This is a genomic window from Streptomyces sp. 35G-GA-8 (genome assembly GCF_023534745.1).
In the GTDB taxonomy this organism is placed as follows: domain Bacteria; phylum Actinomycetota; class Actinomycetes; order Streptomycetales; family Streptomycetaceae; genus Streptomyces.
In genome coordinates this window covers 318266-333437 of record NZ_JAMHJQ010000009.1, presented here as the reverse complement: position 1 = coordinate 333437, position 15172 = coordinate 318266, and the positions used below count along the sequence as shown (strand labels likewise).

Genomic DNA, 15172 nt, shown 5'->3' with positions numbered 1-15172 from the left:
GTCCGCGTGCCGGGAAGTGCCGGGAAGAGCCCATGGGGCGGGGCGGGCCCCGCCCCATGGCTCCTGTCGTGTCGTGTGCCGTCAGCAGCAGTGGCTGCAGCCGGAGCCGCCGCCCTCGCTGGTGCAGCCAGGGGTGCACCACGAGACGCTGGTGATGGCCGGACCCGCGACCGACTTCTCGACGCCGATTTCCAGGTCGAGGTCGAACAGGTCCGTGTCCTTGGTGGACAGGACGGGTGCGTTGATGCTGCCCATGCGGATACTCCTTCGCAAGAATCGGACGAATGTGTGTGAATCGCGATCCGGACATCACCGAACCATGGGCGCTCGTCGCCGGACAACAGCTCCGGACGGGAATGGCAGCGATGGCAGTCCTGTGGCAGGGGCGTCTTTGAGAGGCGCGCTTGAAGGGCGCATGTGAGGGGCGCGTTCGAGGGGGCCGACGCGCCGGTCGAGTTCCGGCCAGAATCATCAGGAACAGCACAATTCGTGAACCGACCCGGCGCTTTTGGATACGTATGGGGTGTGTGTCCGGACGAAGCCCTGCTCGCTGCCGTTGCCGCCGGCGACCAAACCGCCCTGCGTGTCCTCTACGAGAGGCATGCCACCGCCGTGCTCCGTCTCATCCGCAGACTCACCTCCGACCAGGGCGTGGCGGAGGAGATCCTGCAGGAGACCTGGCTCGCGGTGTGGCGCTCGGCGACCGGGTTCCGCGGCGAGTGCTCGGTCAAGGGGTGGGTGATGGGCGTGGCCAGACGGCAGGCCCACAACCAACTGCGTCGCGCCCGGCCGCGGTTGACCGACCTGGCCGAGGCCAGGGACGTGCCGGATCCGGCACCGGGCGTGGAGGACCAGATCATGCGGGACGCCGAGCGCGCCGAGCTGATGACCGCCGTGGCGGCACTGCCGGAGCATCTGCGCGAGGTGCTCACGCTGGTCCTGGTCGAGGAGCTTCCCTATCCGGAAGTGGCCACCGTGCTCGCCATCCCGGTGGGCACCGTCAAGAGCAGAATGTCCCAGGCGAGACAGCGGCTGGGCCGCATGCTCGCCGCCGGGCGGCTGGAAGGAGCGGAACGACGATGACGACAGAACACCTCACGGACGACGCCCTGGCCCGCCTGGCGCACACGGCACCGCGCGACCCGCTTCCCCCGGGGCACCTGGCCGGATGCGCCGACTGCCGTACCCGTATGGCGGCGTGGCGGGACATCCGCGCGGCGGTGCGCGCGGAGGCGGCGGAGCACACCGTGTCCCCGCCCTCGTTCGACGTGCTGTTGGGGGGCGTGTTGGCGGGGGCGGAGGCACGGCACGCGGAGGCACGGACCGCCGCGAGACCGGACGACCCCGGCGCCGGAAACGTTCCGGCTGTCGTGCCGGGAAGCCGTGCGGCCACCGCACCCCCCACCCCGCACATCGGCGACTCCCTGCGGACGACCTGGCAACTGGTCGTCCGGCAGGCCGTGTTGATGCCGAAGAGCTGGGCGCCGCTCAGCGCGGCCGGCTTCGTGGGGGCGGCGCTGCTGGCATCGGTGCAGATGCACGAGCGGTTTGGGCTGCGGCTGTTCACCTCGGTGGCGGTGCTGCTGGTGATGCTCGGTGCGCTGATGACGGCCTCGCCCCGCTGGGACCCTCGGCGCGAACTGCTCCTCACCCTCCCGGTCCCGCCCACGGCCGTATTCCTGGCCCGGCTCACGGTGGTGCTCTGCGTCGACGTGGCACTGGCCCTGCTCTGCTCCACCCTGGTGGACGGGCCGCCCGGCTGGTCGCGAGTGGTCTCGGCCTGGCTCGGACAGTCCCTGCTGGCCGCGTCCTGCGCCCTCGCGGTCTCGGTCAGATCCAGCCCGGCGGCCGGGGCGGCGGCGGGCGGGGCGATATGGCTGCTGGGCGTGGTGAGCGGACCCCAGGGCATCTTCCCCACCCCGCTCGACGCCCTCCTCGGTCCCCTGCTGTCCACGACTCCCTGGACGCTGGCCCTGGCCGTGGCCCTCCTGGGCTGGGCCGTCGGCGCCATGCGGACCTCTCCGGACACCACCTCGCGGTAACCGGCCAGGTGGGCACCCGGCGTCCGCGCCCCGTGCCGTGAACCTCGGGGCGCTCCGCCGCTACGTACAGGGTGTACCGCCGCCAGGGGCCGGCGCCCCCGTAGCCGACCGCGAACGGCGGTACGCCACCCCCGCCATCGGGGGCCCGACGACCGGAGAGGAGCCCGGAGGGGAGCCCGGAAGGGAGCGGCGCGCGGGAAGCCCGCCAGGGACACAACCACCAGGACACAACCGCCAGGGACACAACAACGAGAAGGGAAAACGGGGTCAGGAAGATGGTGGAGCCGTGACATGACCGCTGCGACGCGGTGGACACACGAGGCACGCCGCTGCGGGAGACAGGCCTTCCTCCTCCCGGTACTGGCGGCACTCCTCGCCTACCTCACGAGTACGACCGGTTCCGGTGCCGGCGCCGGCATGCTGCTGGGCCGCTCCCTGCTGAGCTGCGCCCTGCCCGCTGCCACGGCACTGGCCTGCGCGGCGGTGGTGGCACGCGAGCAACTGCTGGAGCTGCATCTGTCGTTGCCCACCCGCTATCCGCTCGCCGTGGCCCGCCGCCTGTGCTGGCCGGTCGGCGTCGCGGCCCTCGCGGCGGGGGTGCTGGTGACGCTGCTGGCCCTCACCGGGCCCCGGGAGTTCGACCCGGCGGCCGTCCTGCTGGAACTGGCAGGACTGACAGTCCTGCTCAGCGGCGGCGCGGTCTGGGCCACGGTCCGGTTCGGGTCCGCGGCCCCCGCCACCGGCCTGGTCGTGGCGGCCGTCCTGGCCAAGCTGCTGCTGGTCGACCGGATCGTGCCGGACGGGACCGCGGCGGCCCTGCTCGCGCTGCCGGCCGGTGCCCTGCTCACCGTACGGGCGCTGAGGGCCCTCGAACCCGGGCGGGCAGGCGCCCGGCTCGACCGGGGCACCGCCCCGTACACCTCCGACGGGGAGACATGATGGGCGCACTGCTGTGGACGTTGCGGTACGAGGCGCTGATGGCCGCCCGCCGCAAGATCGTCTGGGGCGCCGTGGTGCCCCTCGCCCTGCTCAGCCTGCTGCTGGCCGTGTCCTCGCCCGCCATCGTCGGGCACGCCGACGCGACCGCCAGAACCGGCGCCGCCGCGGTGCTCGTCAACACCTTCTGCACGCTCGGCGTGGGCATCGCGCTCGCCGATCTGCTGCGCAGGACGCTGGAGACGCGTGGCATGGCCGAGCTGCTCACCACCACCCCGGCCGCGGCGGCGGCCCGCACCGCCGGGACCCTCGCCGGTCCGCTGCTGACCGCCCTGGCCCCGGTCGCCGCGCTGTTCCTGCTGTACGCGGGGGCGGTCGCGGCCACCGAGGGCTCCCCCGCGCCGCTCGGCTCGGCGGTCCTCGCGCTCCTGACCGCCGTCCTCCCGGCGGCGGCACTCGCCACGGCGCTCGGCGGGCTGCTCGGCCTGCTGATGCCGGTGGCCGTCGCGCGGGCCGTCCTGGTCATGGTCTGGCTGTGGGCCTGCCACTTCCCGCCGTCGTTCTCACCGGTGCCCACGGTCACCGGCACCGTCCTGTCACCGCTCGGCGGCTATCCGCTCGTCGCCTGGGCGCATGCCCCGACCGTATGGGCGACCCGGGAGGGCACCGGAGCCCTCCGCCCCGCCGTGAGCGACACGACCGCGCTGCTGAACCTCGCCCTCGTCCTCGCGACGGCCCTGGCCTGCCACGCGCTCGGCCACCTCGTCGCCCGTATCCGACGACACGGAGCATCATGAACATCACCACGGAGCAGCTGACCAAGGTCTACCGTGGCGGGCGCCGTGCGCTGGACGCTGTCGATCTGCACGTCGACAGCGGCACCGTCGGCCTGCTGGGCGCCAACGGGGCGGGAAAGACGACCCTGTTGCGCATCCTCACCGGCGTCCTGCGGCCCACCTCCGGCCGGGTCACGGTCGCCGGGCACGACCTGTCGACGACCGCCGGCCTCACCGCCGCCAAACGCACCCTGGGCTACCTGCCGCAGGAGCTGTCCCTCTACCCCGACCTGACGGCACGCGAGTTCCTCGACTACATCGCCGTGCTCAAAGGCATCCACGACAAGCGGGAACGCCGCCGCCAGGTGGCGGAGCGGCTCGCCGAAGTCGGCCTGGAGGACCGGGCGTCCGAGCGACTCGCCGGCCACTCCGGCGGTATGAGACGGCGTATCGGCATCGCGCAGGCCCTGCTGGGCAATCCGTCCGTACTGATCGTGGACGAGCCGACCACCGGCCTCGACCCGCACGAACGGATGCGCTTCCGCGCCCTGCTCGCCGGACTCGGCGGCGGTCGCACCGTCCTGCTCTCCACCCACATCCTCGACGACGTGGCCCAGACCTGCTCGGACGTGGCCGTACTCGCCGCCGGCCGGCTGGTCTTCCACGACACCACCGCCGCGCTGGTCAGCCAGGCCGCGGGCCACACATACGTCGTCCGGGCGGGCGGCCCGGGGGCCGGGCCGCCCGCCGGCGCACAGGTGGTCAGCGCGGTCAACACGGCCGGGGGAGCCGAGTACCGCATCGTCACCGCCGCGCCGGCGCCCGACGCCCGCCCGGTCGAGCCGTCCCTGGAGGACGGCTACGCCGCACTGCTCGCCGCCGACAGCACGACCCGAGACAACCGCACGCTCCGAGACGAAATGACCGACACATGACCGCGAAAGCCCGAACCCGCACCACCGTCACCGCATCCGCGCTCACCGGCCTGATCCTGCTGGCGCTCACCGCCTGCTCGGGCTCCGGTCGCAGCGACCCGGCCACCGGGGATCCGGTGCCGCTGCCCAGCCCGACCACCACGAAGCAGGCGATGAGCGAGAAGAACCTCGGCTACATGTGGCCGCTGAACGTCGATCACGGCACCGCCGAGTGCCGCGACAACGACCAGGCCGTCTTCACCGTCCCCGACGGCACCACCTACGCGCTCAACGACCGTGCCCGAGAAGCGGGGTACGCGGACATCGATCCGGTGCGCGCCTCCGGCGACGGCGGCGGCAAGGTGAGTATCGGTGTCCTGCTCAGCCGCACCATGAAACTCTGCCGGCCCGCCTGACCAGCTGACCGGCACACGGACAAGCCCACCGCGACGACCAGACCACCGCACCGACAGGACCACCGCACCGACAGGACCGACGACCGCGACGAACAAGAGGAATCCACAACAGCACGGGGGAAGAAAGCAGTGCACGAGTCCCAGCCTTTTCATGTATTGGTCCATGCCGGCCTCAGGAGTCACTTCGACTCGGCGGGTTCGGCGGACTCACCGTTCGAGACGCTCCGCCGGAGCCTTGACCACGTCGACTTCGTGGACGAGGAGAAACTGAACGCTTCCGGTGGGCTCAGCCTGCCGGTGCTGCTACCGGTCAACAGCGAGTTCCAGGCCGAGGAACTGCGCACTCTGCGGGTACGGCATCCGCTGTCCCTGCTCATCGCCGTCACGAACGACCTCTCGGGCCACCACACCTACTACGCCATCCGCTCCGGCGCGAACTTCGTGTTCAACGTGGCCATCTCGGGCGAGAGCCAGATCGGCATGGTGCAGGCGCAGCTGCGGGCCCATGCCCTCACCCATGCCCTCGCCCACGCCGACGTTCCGGCCACCGTCCCCGCCGACGCCGGGCGGGCCCCCGTACGCGTCACCGAGCAGAGGGTCACGCGGCCCGTGGCCCTCCCCGGCCTGCACGCGGCGGAAGCGTCGGCGGTCCCGGAACTGCACCGGGCCGACCGGGAACTGGTCCGCCAGCTCCGCACGTCCATGACCGTGTCGGAGATAGCTCGCCGTCACTACTGTTCCGAGCGGTCCATGTACCGCCGCATCCGCAGGATCTACGACGAACTCGGCGTACGGGGCCGTGCCGAACTGATGTCCGTCGTCCCGGCGTCGGCCGATACCGGCGACCGCGTCCGGTCACAGGCCGGCTGAGCGTCCCACCGCCGCGGCGGGACCTGCCGGGACATGTCCTCCGGCCCTGACGCCGTCTCCGGCCCCGGGATGTCCCCGGGGCCGGAGACGTCCCGGAAAGGGTCGGCTCCGGGGGCTGCCCCGGAGCCGGACGGCCGGGGAGCGAGCTGTCCTGGAGAGGGTTGACCCGGGGCGGAGGCCCGTAGCGGACATGGCCGTCCCTGGACGGGCCGTTCAGCGCACGCCCGCGTCCGCGGTCTCCAGCAGCCGGAAGAACCCGGCCTCCAGGTCACCGTCGTCGGCGAGCCCGGCCAGCGGACCCTCGTACTGGGTCCGCCCCGCCACCAGGACCTGCACCCGGTCGCACACCTGGGCCACCTCCGCCAGCTGATGGCTGGCGATCAGCACCGCCACGCCCTCGCCTGCCAGCGACCGGATGATCCCCCGCATCTCCCGGATGCCCACGGGATCGAGCCCGTTGGTCGGCTCGTCGAGGATGATCAGCCGCGGTCGCGCCAGCAACGCCACGGCGATGCCCAGCCGCCATCGCATCCCGAGGGAGTACGCGCCGACCTTGCGGTCCCGCGCCCCGGTCATCCCCACCAGGGTGAGGGCCGGCTCGATCCACTCCTTCGGGACACAGCGCAGCGAGGCGTGCAGCCGCAGCGTCTCGTCGCCCGTCAGCGTCGGCCACAGACCGGGCACCTCGATCAGCGCGCCGACCCGCGCCAGCGCCTCTCGCCCGACCGGCCCGCCGAACAGCTCGATACCGCCCGACGTGGGCCGCTGCAGACCCAGCACCGTCTTCATCAGGGTCGTCTTGCCGGCGCCGTTCGGCCCGAGCAGGCCATAGACCTCTCCCTGCGACACCGTGAGGTCCACGCCGTCGAGGGCACGGTGGGTGCCGTAGTGCTTGTGCAGCCGCCGGATGGACAGCGCGGGGGCAGCCGTCGTCGTCATGGTCAGATCTCCTTACGGCTCATGTGCGCGCTGCCGACGACCAGCAGGACCGCGGTCAGCACGACGGCGAGGACGACGGCGAGCGGAATCGCCGACATGGCGGTCACGGGACTGCCGTCGGGCAACGGCACCCCGTTGGGCCCGATCCCGGCCAGCGGCAGCACCACCCGCATGGGCCAGGCGAACGGAACGGCGTACCAGAAGTCCTTGTCCGAGACGAGCGCCCCGCACAACAGCCCCGCGACACCCACTCCGATACTCGGGCCCGTGCCCCACATCACCGCCACCAGCACGGCCAGGGCCGTCATCGACAGCCCCACCAGCCAGGGCAGATAGACCGCCGCGACCACCGTCCCCATCGCCCCGGGGAACTTTCCGCTGATCATCGCGCCCAGGGACAGCATCACCAGCAGCACCGTGGAGGACACGAGACCGAGCACGCCGAGGGCGGCCACCTTGCCGATGAAGTACCGGCGGCGCGGGACGCCGTACGACAGCAGCAGCCGCCAGGCGTCCTGGTCGGCGCGGACCGTCAGCGCCGCCGCGAGCCCGGCCGTCATCGGCACCAGCACGCCCCAGAACTCCAGCGTCACATTGCGGAACACCTCGAAGGTCTGTCCGGCCTTCGCCTCGGAGGAGCCGAGCGCCCCGAGGAACAGCGGGACGGTGATGACGATCGGCGCGAGCAGGTGGTACCAGGGCACGAACCCCCGCTTGTTGCGGGCCAGTTCCGTGCCCACCACGGTCACCAGCGAGGGGTTGTCGCGCCGCCCCGCCAGGGGCGGGTGGGCCGTGTCGTACACCATGGGTCTCCTCCGGGGTCGTGGTCGCTACGACCAGTACGTAGCGGTGGAGGCCGCGTCGGTTCAGAGCTCGGTGCGGACCGTACGTCGTTGGCAGTCCGTGGCAGGTCCGCCGGTGTGGCAGTCCCGCGGCTGCCACCTGCCGACGCACTGCCAACCCGGCTGTCAGCCACTGCGTTCGGCGGGTGCGGATGCCAGGGTCGGAGGCGCCGCGGCTGCACAGAACGCACGTCCCGTGCTTCACCGAACCCAGGAGGACCCCGTGAAGAAGTTCCGTACCGCGCTGACCGTGGGGGCGATGACCCTCGCCCTCGGCGGCCTCGTCGCGCCCGCCGCCTCCGCCACGACCTTCCCCGAGGCCGCTCCCCGGGGCGGGATCTCGATCCAGCGCACCTGGCACGCGACGGTCCAGTGCCAGATTGTTCGCATCAGCGACAACAACGTCATCGGCTACGACCGCGCGGACGGCAGCGGCAACTCCAAGGAGGCCGCGATCAACGACGCCAAGCGGAACGTCCCCGTTCCGCCCAACCACTACAAGCGCCACTGCGACGCGAAGCGCGTCTGGTAGCGTCCAAAAAGGTCGTCCGAAAAGGGCGGGAGGCGTCCGATTCGCCCCCGCCCCTTTTTGTCCACTTCTTTTTCTTTGTCCTTCGTCATTCACTTCAATGGGTGCCAGCAGGAGGCCGGCGATGTCCGAGGAGCGGAGCATCTGGGAAGTGCGGCTGGGCGTGTATGCCACGCGGCAGCAGGCCGACGAGATCAAGGAGCAGATCACCAGAATCCTCTGCCCGGACCCCGACCACGCCCCGCCCTGTCCGGTCCCGTGGTCGGTCATGACGCTGCACGCGTCGGACCTGGACGAGGAGGACCCCTATCCGGAGCTGGTGGAGCAGGCGCGGATCGAGCGGCCGGGTGGGCCCCCGCCCCCGGGGCCGAGTCGTGTGTGAGAGCGACCTCTGGGCACAGGTGTTCATACGGTTAGACTCACGCGCGACCGCACTGGGAAGACAGGGGAGGAAGCGGCGCATGGGGCAAGCGAGAAAGATAGTGCTGTACGCGGTCGCCGTCTTCGTGCTGTACACGATCATCACGTCGCCTGCCCGGGCCGCCGATCTTGTCCAGGTAGGGTTCGAGGGCATCTCCAGCGCCGCTCAGGGTGTCGGCCAGTTCATGTCCGAACTCATCAACTGACCGACGCTCCGTTACGGACCGATCCGCGGCCCCGGCCCACGCCACCGGCCCGCGCCACCCGGGTCCGCGCCCTCTATCTCTTTCCCGCGTCCTCCAAGGAGTGCCCGTGATCCGCCACCTGGTCCTCTTCAAGCTCAACGAGGGTGTCTCGCGCGACGAGCCGCGTGTCGTCGCGGGGGTGAAGGCCTTCAAGGAGCTCGGCGGGCAGGTGCCCGAGCTGGAGGTCTGGGAGTCCGCCTGGAACATCAGCGACCGCCCGATCGCCTATGACTTCGCCATCAACGCGGCGGTCGCCGATCACGATGCGCTCCAGCGCTATCTGGACCACCCGGCACACCAGGCGGGCGTCGCGCAGTGGCGTGAATTCGCCACCTGGGTGATCGCCGACTACGAGTTCTGAGCCTCCCGCCTCCTCGCCCCGCACCCATTCGGTGTGGGGCTTTTGGGTTTATTGCTCCATCTTGCCGTCAACACGGTTTTTTCAGGTGCTTGCACACAGTGGACATGTCTTGTGATGCTATGACCGCTTTTGACGGATGAGTTGACGTAGTCGACCGCAAAGGGGTGGCGTCACCGTGCCGGCCAGTACTACGCCTCAACTGCTGCCCCAGATCGAGACCGAGCCCCGCCCCACGTCACAGAGCCGGGGCGCGGACACCAGGGCGCTGACCCAGGTCCTCTTCGCCGAACTGAAAGGGCTTGAGCCGGGCAGCGAGGAACACACCCGGGTGCGCGGAGCGCTCATCGAGGCGAATCTGCCACTGGTGCGCTATGCGGCGGCCCGGTTCCGCAGCCGCAATGAGCCCATGGAGGATGTCGTCCAGGTCGGCACGATCGGCCTGATCAACGCCATCGACCGGTTCGACCCGGATCGCGGGGTTCAGTTCCCCACGTTCGCGATGCCGACCGTCGTCGGCGAGATCAAACGTTACTTTCGGGACAATGTGCGGACTGTCCATGTCCCCCGTCGACTGCACGAGCTGTGGGTACAGGTCACCGGCGCGACCGAGGACCTGACGACGGCGCACGGCCGCTCCCCCACGACCGCCGAGATCGCCGAGCGGCTGAAGATCTCCGAGGACGAGGTACTGGCCTGCATCGAGGCGGGGCGTTCGTACCACGCGACCTCACTGGAGGCCGCCCAGGAGGGTGACGGACTCCCGGGCCTGCTGGACAGGCTCGGTTACGAGGACCCGGCGCTGGCCGGGGTCGAGCATCGCGATCTGGTGCGGCATCTGCTCGTACAGCTGCCCGAGAGGGAGCAGCGGATCCTGATGCTGCGCTACTACAACAACCTGACGCAGTCCCAGATCAGTCAGGAATTGGGGGTTTCTCAGATGCATGTGTCAAGACTTCTGGCCAGAAGCTTTGCCCGACTGCGATCCGCAAATCGGATCGAGTCGTAACCCACAGGGGTAGACCCACTTCGACTCCCTTTCGCCGCTCGAAAAGCCCCACACCCCCTCTTTCCAGGGCGGATCCAGCGCTCACTTGTCGACATGTCACTACAGCGTGTTGCCGACATGTGACATTCTGCTGGAACCGCGTTTGCCGCACTCCCGGCTCCGGTATTCAGGTGGAGGCTGCGTTCCACCGACGGGAGCGGCCGACGCGACCGTCCGCGACCTCAAGGGGGTGGCATGTCCGTAGAACAGGGCAGCTCGAAGGTGCTCACGCTCACAAAGAGCGCTCCCGCGCCCGATGCTCTCGACCACGTGGTCCAGCCGCGTGTGTCCCAGCCGGAAGCCATCGACACCCGCACTCTGTCCCGCTCCCTGTTCCTGCGGCTCGCCGTGCTGGATCAGGACAGCCCGGAGCGCACCTACGTACGTGACACCCTCATCGAGCTGAATCTGCCGCTGGTGCGTTACGCGGCGGCCCGGTTCCGCAGCCGCAATGAGCCCATGGAGGACATCGTCCAGGTCGGCACGATCGGCCTGATCAAGGCGATCGACCGGTTCGACTGCGAACGGGGCGTGGAATTCCCGACGTTCGCCATGCCGACCGTCGTCGGCGAGATCAAACGGTTCTTCCGGGACACCTCATGGTCGGTGCGGGTGCCGCGCCGGCTCCAGGAGCTGCGTCTCGCGCTGACGAAGGCCAGCGACGAGCTGGCACAGAAGCTGGACCGCTCGCCGACCGTCCCCGAACTCGCCGCCGTACTGGGCGTGTCGGAGGAGGACGTGGTCGACGGTCTCGCGGTCGGGAACGCGTACACCGCTTCCTCGCTGGACTCGCCCTCGCCGGAGGACGACGGCGGGGAGGGCTCGCTCGCGGACCGGCTCGGCTACGAGGACATGGCGCTTGAGGGCGTCGAGTACCGCGAGTCACTCAAGCCGCTCCTGGCCAAACTGCCGCCCCGCGAACGCCAGATCATCATGCTCCGGTTCTTCGCGAACATGACCCAGTCGCAGATCGGCGAAGAGGTGGGCATCTCCCAGATGCATGTCTCGCGGCTGCTGACCCGTACGCTCGCGCAGCTGCGGGAAGGCCTGATCTCGGACTGAGGCCCGCGGACCCCGCCCCTCGCCCGTTCTCGGGCGATGTCGCGGGCGGGGTTCGGAACGACCGGACCGGGTGACGGAGCGGAGTTACGGGACCGGGCTTCGGAACCGGGCTTCGGGACCGGGTCAGGCGAAGGCCAGCCAGGCCACCACGGCCAGGACCACGACGGCCGCGACAACGCCGACGATCACTCCGACCTTCGGCCCGCTCTGCTGGGGCGGCGCCTGCCGGCGCTGCGGCTCGCCGTCGTCGACGAACGCACGGAACATCTGGGTGCTGCCCGCGGGGTCGGGATTGCCCTGGGGGCCCTGCGGGGCATGGGGGTTGTGTGCCATACGCCAGGACCCTAGCGAACGCGCGGATCGCGGCCAACGCCGGGCCCGCCGCCGACTGATACGCCCCGGCCGATACGCCCCGACTGATACGCCCGACCGATACGCCCTCCCGGACAGCGCCCGTGACATGACAGCCCCGCGACTGACCCGCTGACTGACCCGCTGACAGCCCCGCGACTGACCCGCTGACAGCCCCGTGACCGACCCGCTGACAGCTCCGCGACAGCTCCCGCGCCGGGCATTGACCTCGGCCATGCGAAGCCTTTTGGGTTCCTTTACTCCACTCAGCCCGTTTTCGTTTGCCTGCAGCAACCAACGGCTTCTATGGTTCTATGGTTGCCCCAAGCAACAAGATGTCGGGAGGGCCCATGGCCGCAGCACAGAGTCAGTACGCGGAACTGGCCCGACAGCTCAGTGCCATCGGCGCCGTCAAACGGGGGCTGGCGCGCATCCTGCCGGCCGAGTGCCCGGCCGGCACCGCCGCCGTACTGACCCTGCTCGACCGGCACGGCGAGATGCGGATGAGCCGGCTCGCCGAGCTGCTCGCCGTCGACATGTCGGTGACCAGCAGGCATGTCGCACACGCCGCCGAGCGCGGCTGGATCGAGCGGTCCCCGGACCCGGCGGACAAGCGCTCACGCATCCTGCGGCTCACCCCGGCGGGCCTGGAGCTGATCAACGAGCTCGCCCGGCGGACGACCGAGATGTTCGCACGGACGCTCGACGACTGGACCGACGACGAGGTCGGGCAGCTGGCCACGATGTTGGAGCGGCTGCGCAACAGCTTCGGCGACTGCCGGGACTGGCGCTACCAAGACTCGTACACCCGTACACCCATGCGGCAAGAGACGTAAGACAAGGAATTCAATGGCTACGACCACACCAACGGGTGTGCGGGGCGTCCACGCCAAGCACGGGGGCGGCGCCGCCCCCGCGACCGGCGCGCCGATGTCACACCGTCAGATCATGGAGGCGCTCTCCGGGCTGCTTCTGGGCATGTTCGTCGCGATCCTGTCGTCGACGATCGTCTCCAACGCGCTGCCGGAGATCATCTCCGACCTGGGCGGCGGACAGAGCGCCTACACCTGGGTGGTGACCGCGTCGCTGCTGGCGATGACGGCGACCACGCCGCTGTGGGGCAAGCTCTCCGACCTCTTCAGCAAGAAGCTCCTGGTTCAGATAGCCCTGGTCATCTACGTCTCGGGCTCGATCGTGGCCGGCCTCTCGCAGAGCGCCGGGATGCTGATCGCCTGCCGGGTGGTCCAGGGCATCGGCGTCGGCGGTCTCTCCGCCCTCGCCCAGATAGTCATGGCCGCGATGATCGCGCCGCGCGAGCGCGGCCGGTACAGCGGCTACCTCGGCGCGACCTTCGCCGTCGCCACCGTCGGCGGCCCGCTGCTCGGCGGTGTCATCACCGACACCACCTGGCTGGGCTGGCGCTGGTGCTTCTACGTCGGCGTCCCGTTCGCCGTCATCGCGCTGATCGTGCTCCAGAAGACCCTGAAGCTCCCGGTCATCAAGCGCGAAGGGGTCAAGGTCGACTGGTTCGGGGCCTTCTTCATCAGCGCGGCCGTCTCACTGCTGCTGGTCTGGGTCACCTTCGCGGGCAACAAGTACGACTGGATCTCCTGGCAGACGTACGCCATGGTCGGCGGGTCGGTGGTGCTCGGCGCCGCGTTCATCCTCGTCGAGTCCAAGGCACGCGAGCCGATCATCCCGCTGCGGCTCTTCCGTAACCGCACGATCACGCTGGCCTCACTGGCCTCGCTCTTCGTCGGTATCGCGATGTTCGCCGGCACGGTCTTCTTCAGCCAGTACTTCCAGCTGGCGCGCGACAAGTCGCCGACGATGTCCGGGGTCATGACCATCCCGATGATCGGTGGTCTGTTCATCTCCTCCACCGTCTCCGGCATGATCATCACCAAGACGGGACGCTGGAAGGTCTGGCTGGTCAGCGGTGGTGTGCTGGTGACTGCCGGGCTCGGGCTGCTGGGCACCCTCCGGTACGACACCCCGTACTGGCACATGGCGATCTACATGGCGCTGATGGGTCTCGGCGTCGGCATGATGATGCAGAACCTGGTCCTGTGCACACAGAACCAGGTCTCCCCCGAGGACCTCGGCGCCGCCAGCTCGACCGTCACCTTCTTCCGCTCGCTGGGCGGTGCGGTCGGTGTCTCGGCGCTGGGCGCGGTGCTCGGAAACCGGGTCACGCACTACGTCAAGGAGGGGCTGGCCGACCTCGGTCCGCAGGGTGCGGCCCTGGGCCACGGGGGCACCGGTGGCGGCGCCATCCCGAACCTGGACACGCTGCCCGCGCCGCTGCGGACGGTCATGGAGGTGGCGTACGGCCATGGCGTCGGCGATGTCTTCCTCTACTCGGCACCGGCCGCGCTGGTCGCGCTGCTGCTGACGCTCTTCATCAAGGAGGTCGCGCTGAAGTCGCGGGCCGGCGGTGAGACGGCGGAGGTCGCGGCTCCCGCCGTGACGAGCACGCCGACCGCTCCGACCGCTCCGACCGCGGCGAACGGCGCGATACCGGCGCTGTCCGGAACGACGCCGTCCCTGGCGGCGGCACCCCCGCCGGGCACCGCCGTACAGGGTGTGGTGCTCGGCTCCGAGGGCACGCCGGTGCCCCGCGCCGCCGTCACCCTGATCTCCCTGGGCGGCCGGCAGCTGGCCCGCTCGGTCGCCCAGTCCGACGGCGGCTATGTCCTGGACGCGCCGGGCGCGGGCTCGTACGTACTGATCGCCTCCGCCGACGGCTTCCAGCCGCAGGCGTCCACGGTGGTCGTCGGGGACGGACCGGTCTCGTACGACATCCTGCTCTCCGGTACGAGCGGTCTCACCGGTGCCGTGCGCGCCGCGGACGGCGGGTACCCGATCGAGGGCGCGATGGTGATCGTGACCGACGTGCGCGGCGATGTGCTGGCCACCGGGAAGTCGTCGGAGCAGGGCGAGTTCGGCTTCAGTGAGCTGGTCCCCGGATATGTGACCGTCGCGGTGAACGCCGCGGGCTTCCGTCCGCTGGCCCTGCCGGTGGAGATAGCCGGCCAGGGCGTCACGCGTGTCGAGGCCGTCCTCCTCTCCGGCGCCCTGGTCCAGGGCACGGTCAGGGCGGGCGCGGCCCGCCGCCCGGCGCACGACGCCCGGGTGACGCTGGTCGACGCGGCCGGAAACGTGGTCGCGACGGCGACGACCGGGGAGGACGGGGCGTACGCCTTCGCCGATCTGGACTCGGGCGAGTACACGGTCATCGCGACCGGCTACCCGCCGGTGGCGGGCTCGTTGACGGTCACCGGGCGCGGGGTCGACGGGCACGACATCGAACTCGCTCACCCCGGCGAGTAATGGAAACCCCCCGGGTCGCGCGGCGCTTGTAGCGGGCGGCGCGTCGGTCGGGTGCGGAAACGGGCTCCGGTGGCGGGGGCGGCGGGCAGGG

19 protein-coding genes are annotated in these 15172 nt (G+C 70.4%); 15 read left to right on the top strand and 4 right to left on the bottom strand.

Annotation, left to right across the window (positions count from 1 at the left end; genetic code table 11):
* Nucleotides 1-81: 81 nt before the first annotated feature.
* Nucleotides 82-255, bottom strand: coding sequence for a gallidermin/nisin family lantibiotic (locus M1203_RS22635; protein ID WP_249951597.1), 174 nt, complete (start codon nucleotides 253-255; stop codon nucleotides 82-84).
* Nucleotides 256-489: 234 nt separating this feature from the next.
* Between M1203_RS22635 and M1203_RS22630 the strand changes: the two genes are divergently transcribed.
* From M1203_RS22630 to M1203_RS22600, 7 genes are all read left to right on the top strand, one after another.
* Nucleotides 490-1083 (top strand): sigma-70 family RNA polymerase sigma factor, encoded by a 594-nt coding sequence (locus M1203_RS22630; protein WP_249951596.1) that lies wholly within the window; start codon nucleotides 490-492, stop codon nucleotides 1081-1083.
* The gene (locus M1203_RS22625; protein ID WP_249951595.1) at nucleotides 1080-2042 is read left to right on the top strand and encodes a hypothetical protein; all 963 of its coding nucleotides are present in this window, start codon (nucleotides 1080-1082) and stop codon (nucleotides 2040-2042) included. Before M1203_RS22630 ends, M1203_RS22625 begins: the two co-directional genes overlap by 4 nt.
* Nucleotides 2043-2333: 291 nt before the next feature.
* Nucleotides 2334-2981: a hypothetical protein gene (locus tag M1203_RS22620; protein ID WP_249951594.1), complete on the top strand. Its 648-nt coding sequence runs from the start codon at nucleotides 2334-2336 to the stop codon at nucleotides 2979-2981.
* A complete protein-coding gene (locus tag M1203_RS22615; protein WP_249951593.1) occupies nucleotides 2981-3775 on the top strand; it encodes a hypothetical protein in 795 nt (264 codons plus the stop codon). Before M1203_RS22620 ends, M1203_RS22615 begins: the two co-directional genes overlap by 1 nt.
* Nucleotides 3772-4689 (top strand): ATP-binding cassette domain-containing protein, encoded by a 918-nt coding sequence (locus tag M1203_RS22610; RefSeq protein WP_249951592.1) that lies wholly within the window; start codon nucleotides 3772-3774, stop codon nucleotides 4687-4689. The genes M1203_RS22615 and M1203_RS22610 overlap by 4 nt, the downstream gene beginning before the upstream one ends.
* Nucleotides 4686-5084: a DUF2511 domain-containing protein gene (locus M1203_RS22605; protein ID WP_249951591.1), complete on the top strand. Its 399-nt coding sequence runs from the start codon at nucleotides 4686-4688 to the stop codon at nucleotides 5082-5084. The genes M1203_RS22610 and M1203_RS22605 overlap by 4 nt, the downstream gene beginning before the upstream one ends.
* A 252-nt stretch (nucleotides 5085-5336) precedes the next feature.
* Nucleotides 5337-5954 (top strand): hypothetical protein, encoded by a 618-nt coding sequence (locus M1203_RS22600; RefSeq protein WP_249951590.1) that lies wholly within the window; start codon nucleotides 5337-5339, stop codon nucleotides 5952-5954.
* Nucleotides 5955-6167: 213 nt separating this feature from the next.
* Here the strand turns inward: M1203_RS22600 and M1203_RS22595 are convergent, their stop codons facing one another.
* Together M1203_RS22595 and M1203_RS22590 are read right to left on the bottom strand one after the other, a co-directional pair.
* On the bottom strand, nucleotides 6168-6893 hold the full coding sequence (locus M1203_RS22595) for an ABC transporter ATP-binding protein (protein WP_249951589.1): 726 nt from the start codon (nucleotides 6891-6893) through the stop codon (nucleotides 6168-6170).
* Between the two features lie 2 nt (nucleotides 6894-6895).
* A complete protein-coding gene (locus tag M1203_RS22590; protein ID WP_249951588.1) occupies nucleotides 6896-7699 on the bottom strand; it encodes an ABC transporter permease in 804 nt (267 codons plus the stop codon).
* 259 nt (nucleotides 7700-7958) lie between these two features.
* On the opposite strand from M1203_RS22590, the gene M1203_RS22585 reads away from it, so the two are divergent.
* The 6 genes from M1203_RS22585 to M1203_RS22560 all read left to right on the top strand — a co-directional run bounded on the left by M1203_RS22585 (nucleotide 7959) and on the right by M1203_RS22560 (nucleotide 11397).
* Complete coding sequence (locus M1203_RS22585) at nucleotides 7959-8267, top strand: hypothetical protein (RefSeq protein WP_249951587.1); 309 nt, start codon at nucleotides 7959-7961, stop codon at nucleotides 8265-8267.
* Between the two features lie 121 nt (nucleotides 8268-8388).
* Nucleotides 8389-8646, top strand: a complete 258-nt coding sequence (locus M1203_RS22580) for a hypothetical protein (protein ID WP_249951586.1) — start codon at nucleotides 8389-8391, stop codon at nucleotides 8644-8646.
* A gap of 79 nt (nucleotides 8647-8725) precedes the next feature.
* The gene (locus M1203_RS22575) at nucleotides 8726-8890 is read left to right on the top strand and encodes a hypothetical protein (protein WP_249951585.1); all 165 of its coding nucleotides are present in this window, start codon (nucleotides 8726-8728) and stop codon (nucleotides 8888-8890) included.
* 106 nt (nucleotides 8891-8996) lie between these two features.
* Nucleotides 8997-9290, top strand: coding sequence for a Dabb family protein (locus M1203_RS22570; protein WP_249951584.1), 294 nt, complete (start codon nucleotides 8997-8999; stop codon nucleotides 9288-9290).
* 175 nt (nucleotides 9291-9465) lie between these two features.
* Complete coding sequence (locus tag M1203_RS22565; protein ID WP_249951583.1) at nucleotides 9466-10296, top strand: RNA polymerase sigma factor SigF; 831 nt, start codon at nucleotides 9466-9468, stop codon at nucleotides 10294-10296.
* A 234-nt stretch (nucleotides 10297-10530) separates the two neighbouring features.
* Complete coding sequence (locus tag M1203_RS22560; RefSeq protein ID WP_030349953.1) at nucleotides 10531-11397, top strand: RNA polymerase sigma factor SigF; 867 nt, start codon at nucleotides 10531-10533, stop codon at nucleotides 11395-11397.
* Nucleotides 11398-11520: 123 nt separating this feature from the next.
* On the opposite strand, the gene M1203_RS22555 is transcribed toward M1203_RS22560, so the two are convergent.
* Nucleotides 11521-11730, bottom strand: coding sequence for a hypothetical protein (locus M1203_RS22555; protein ID WP_249951582.1), 210 nt, complete (start codon nucleotides 11728-11730; stop codon nucleotides 11521-11523).
* Nucleotides 11731-12098: 368 nt separating this feature from the next.
* Here M1203_RS22555 and M1203_RS22550 point away from each other — a divergent pair, with 368 nt between their 5' ends.
* The gene (locus M1203_RS22550) at nucleotides 12099-12584 is read left to right on the top strand and encodes a MarR family winged helix-turn-helix transcriptional regulator (protein ID WP_249951581.1); all 486 of its coding nucleotides are present in this window, start codon (nucleotides 12099-12101) and stop codon (nucleotides 12582-12584) included.
* A gap of 13 nt (nucleotides 12585-12597) precedes the next feature.
* Complete coding sequence (locus tag M1203_RS22545; protein ID WP_249951580.1) at nucleotides 12598-15081, top strand: MFS transporter; 2484 nt, start codon at nucleotides 12598-12600, stop codon at nucleotides 15079-15081.
* Nucleotides 15082-15172: the final 91 nt, after the last annotated feature.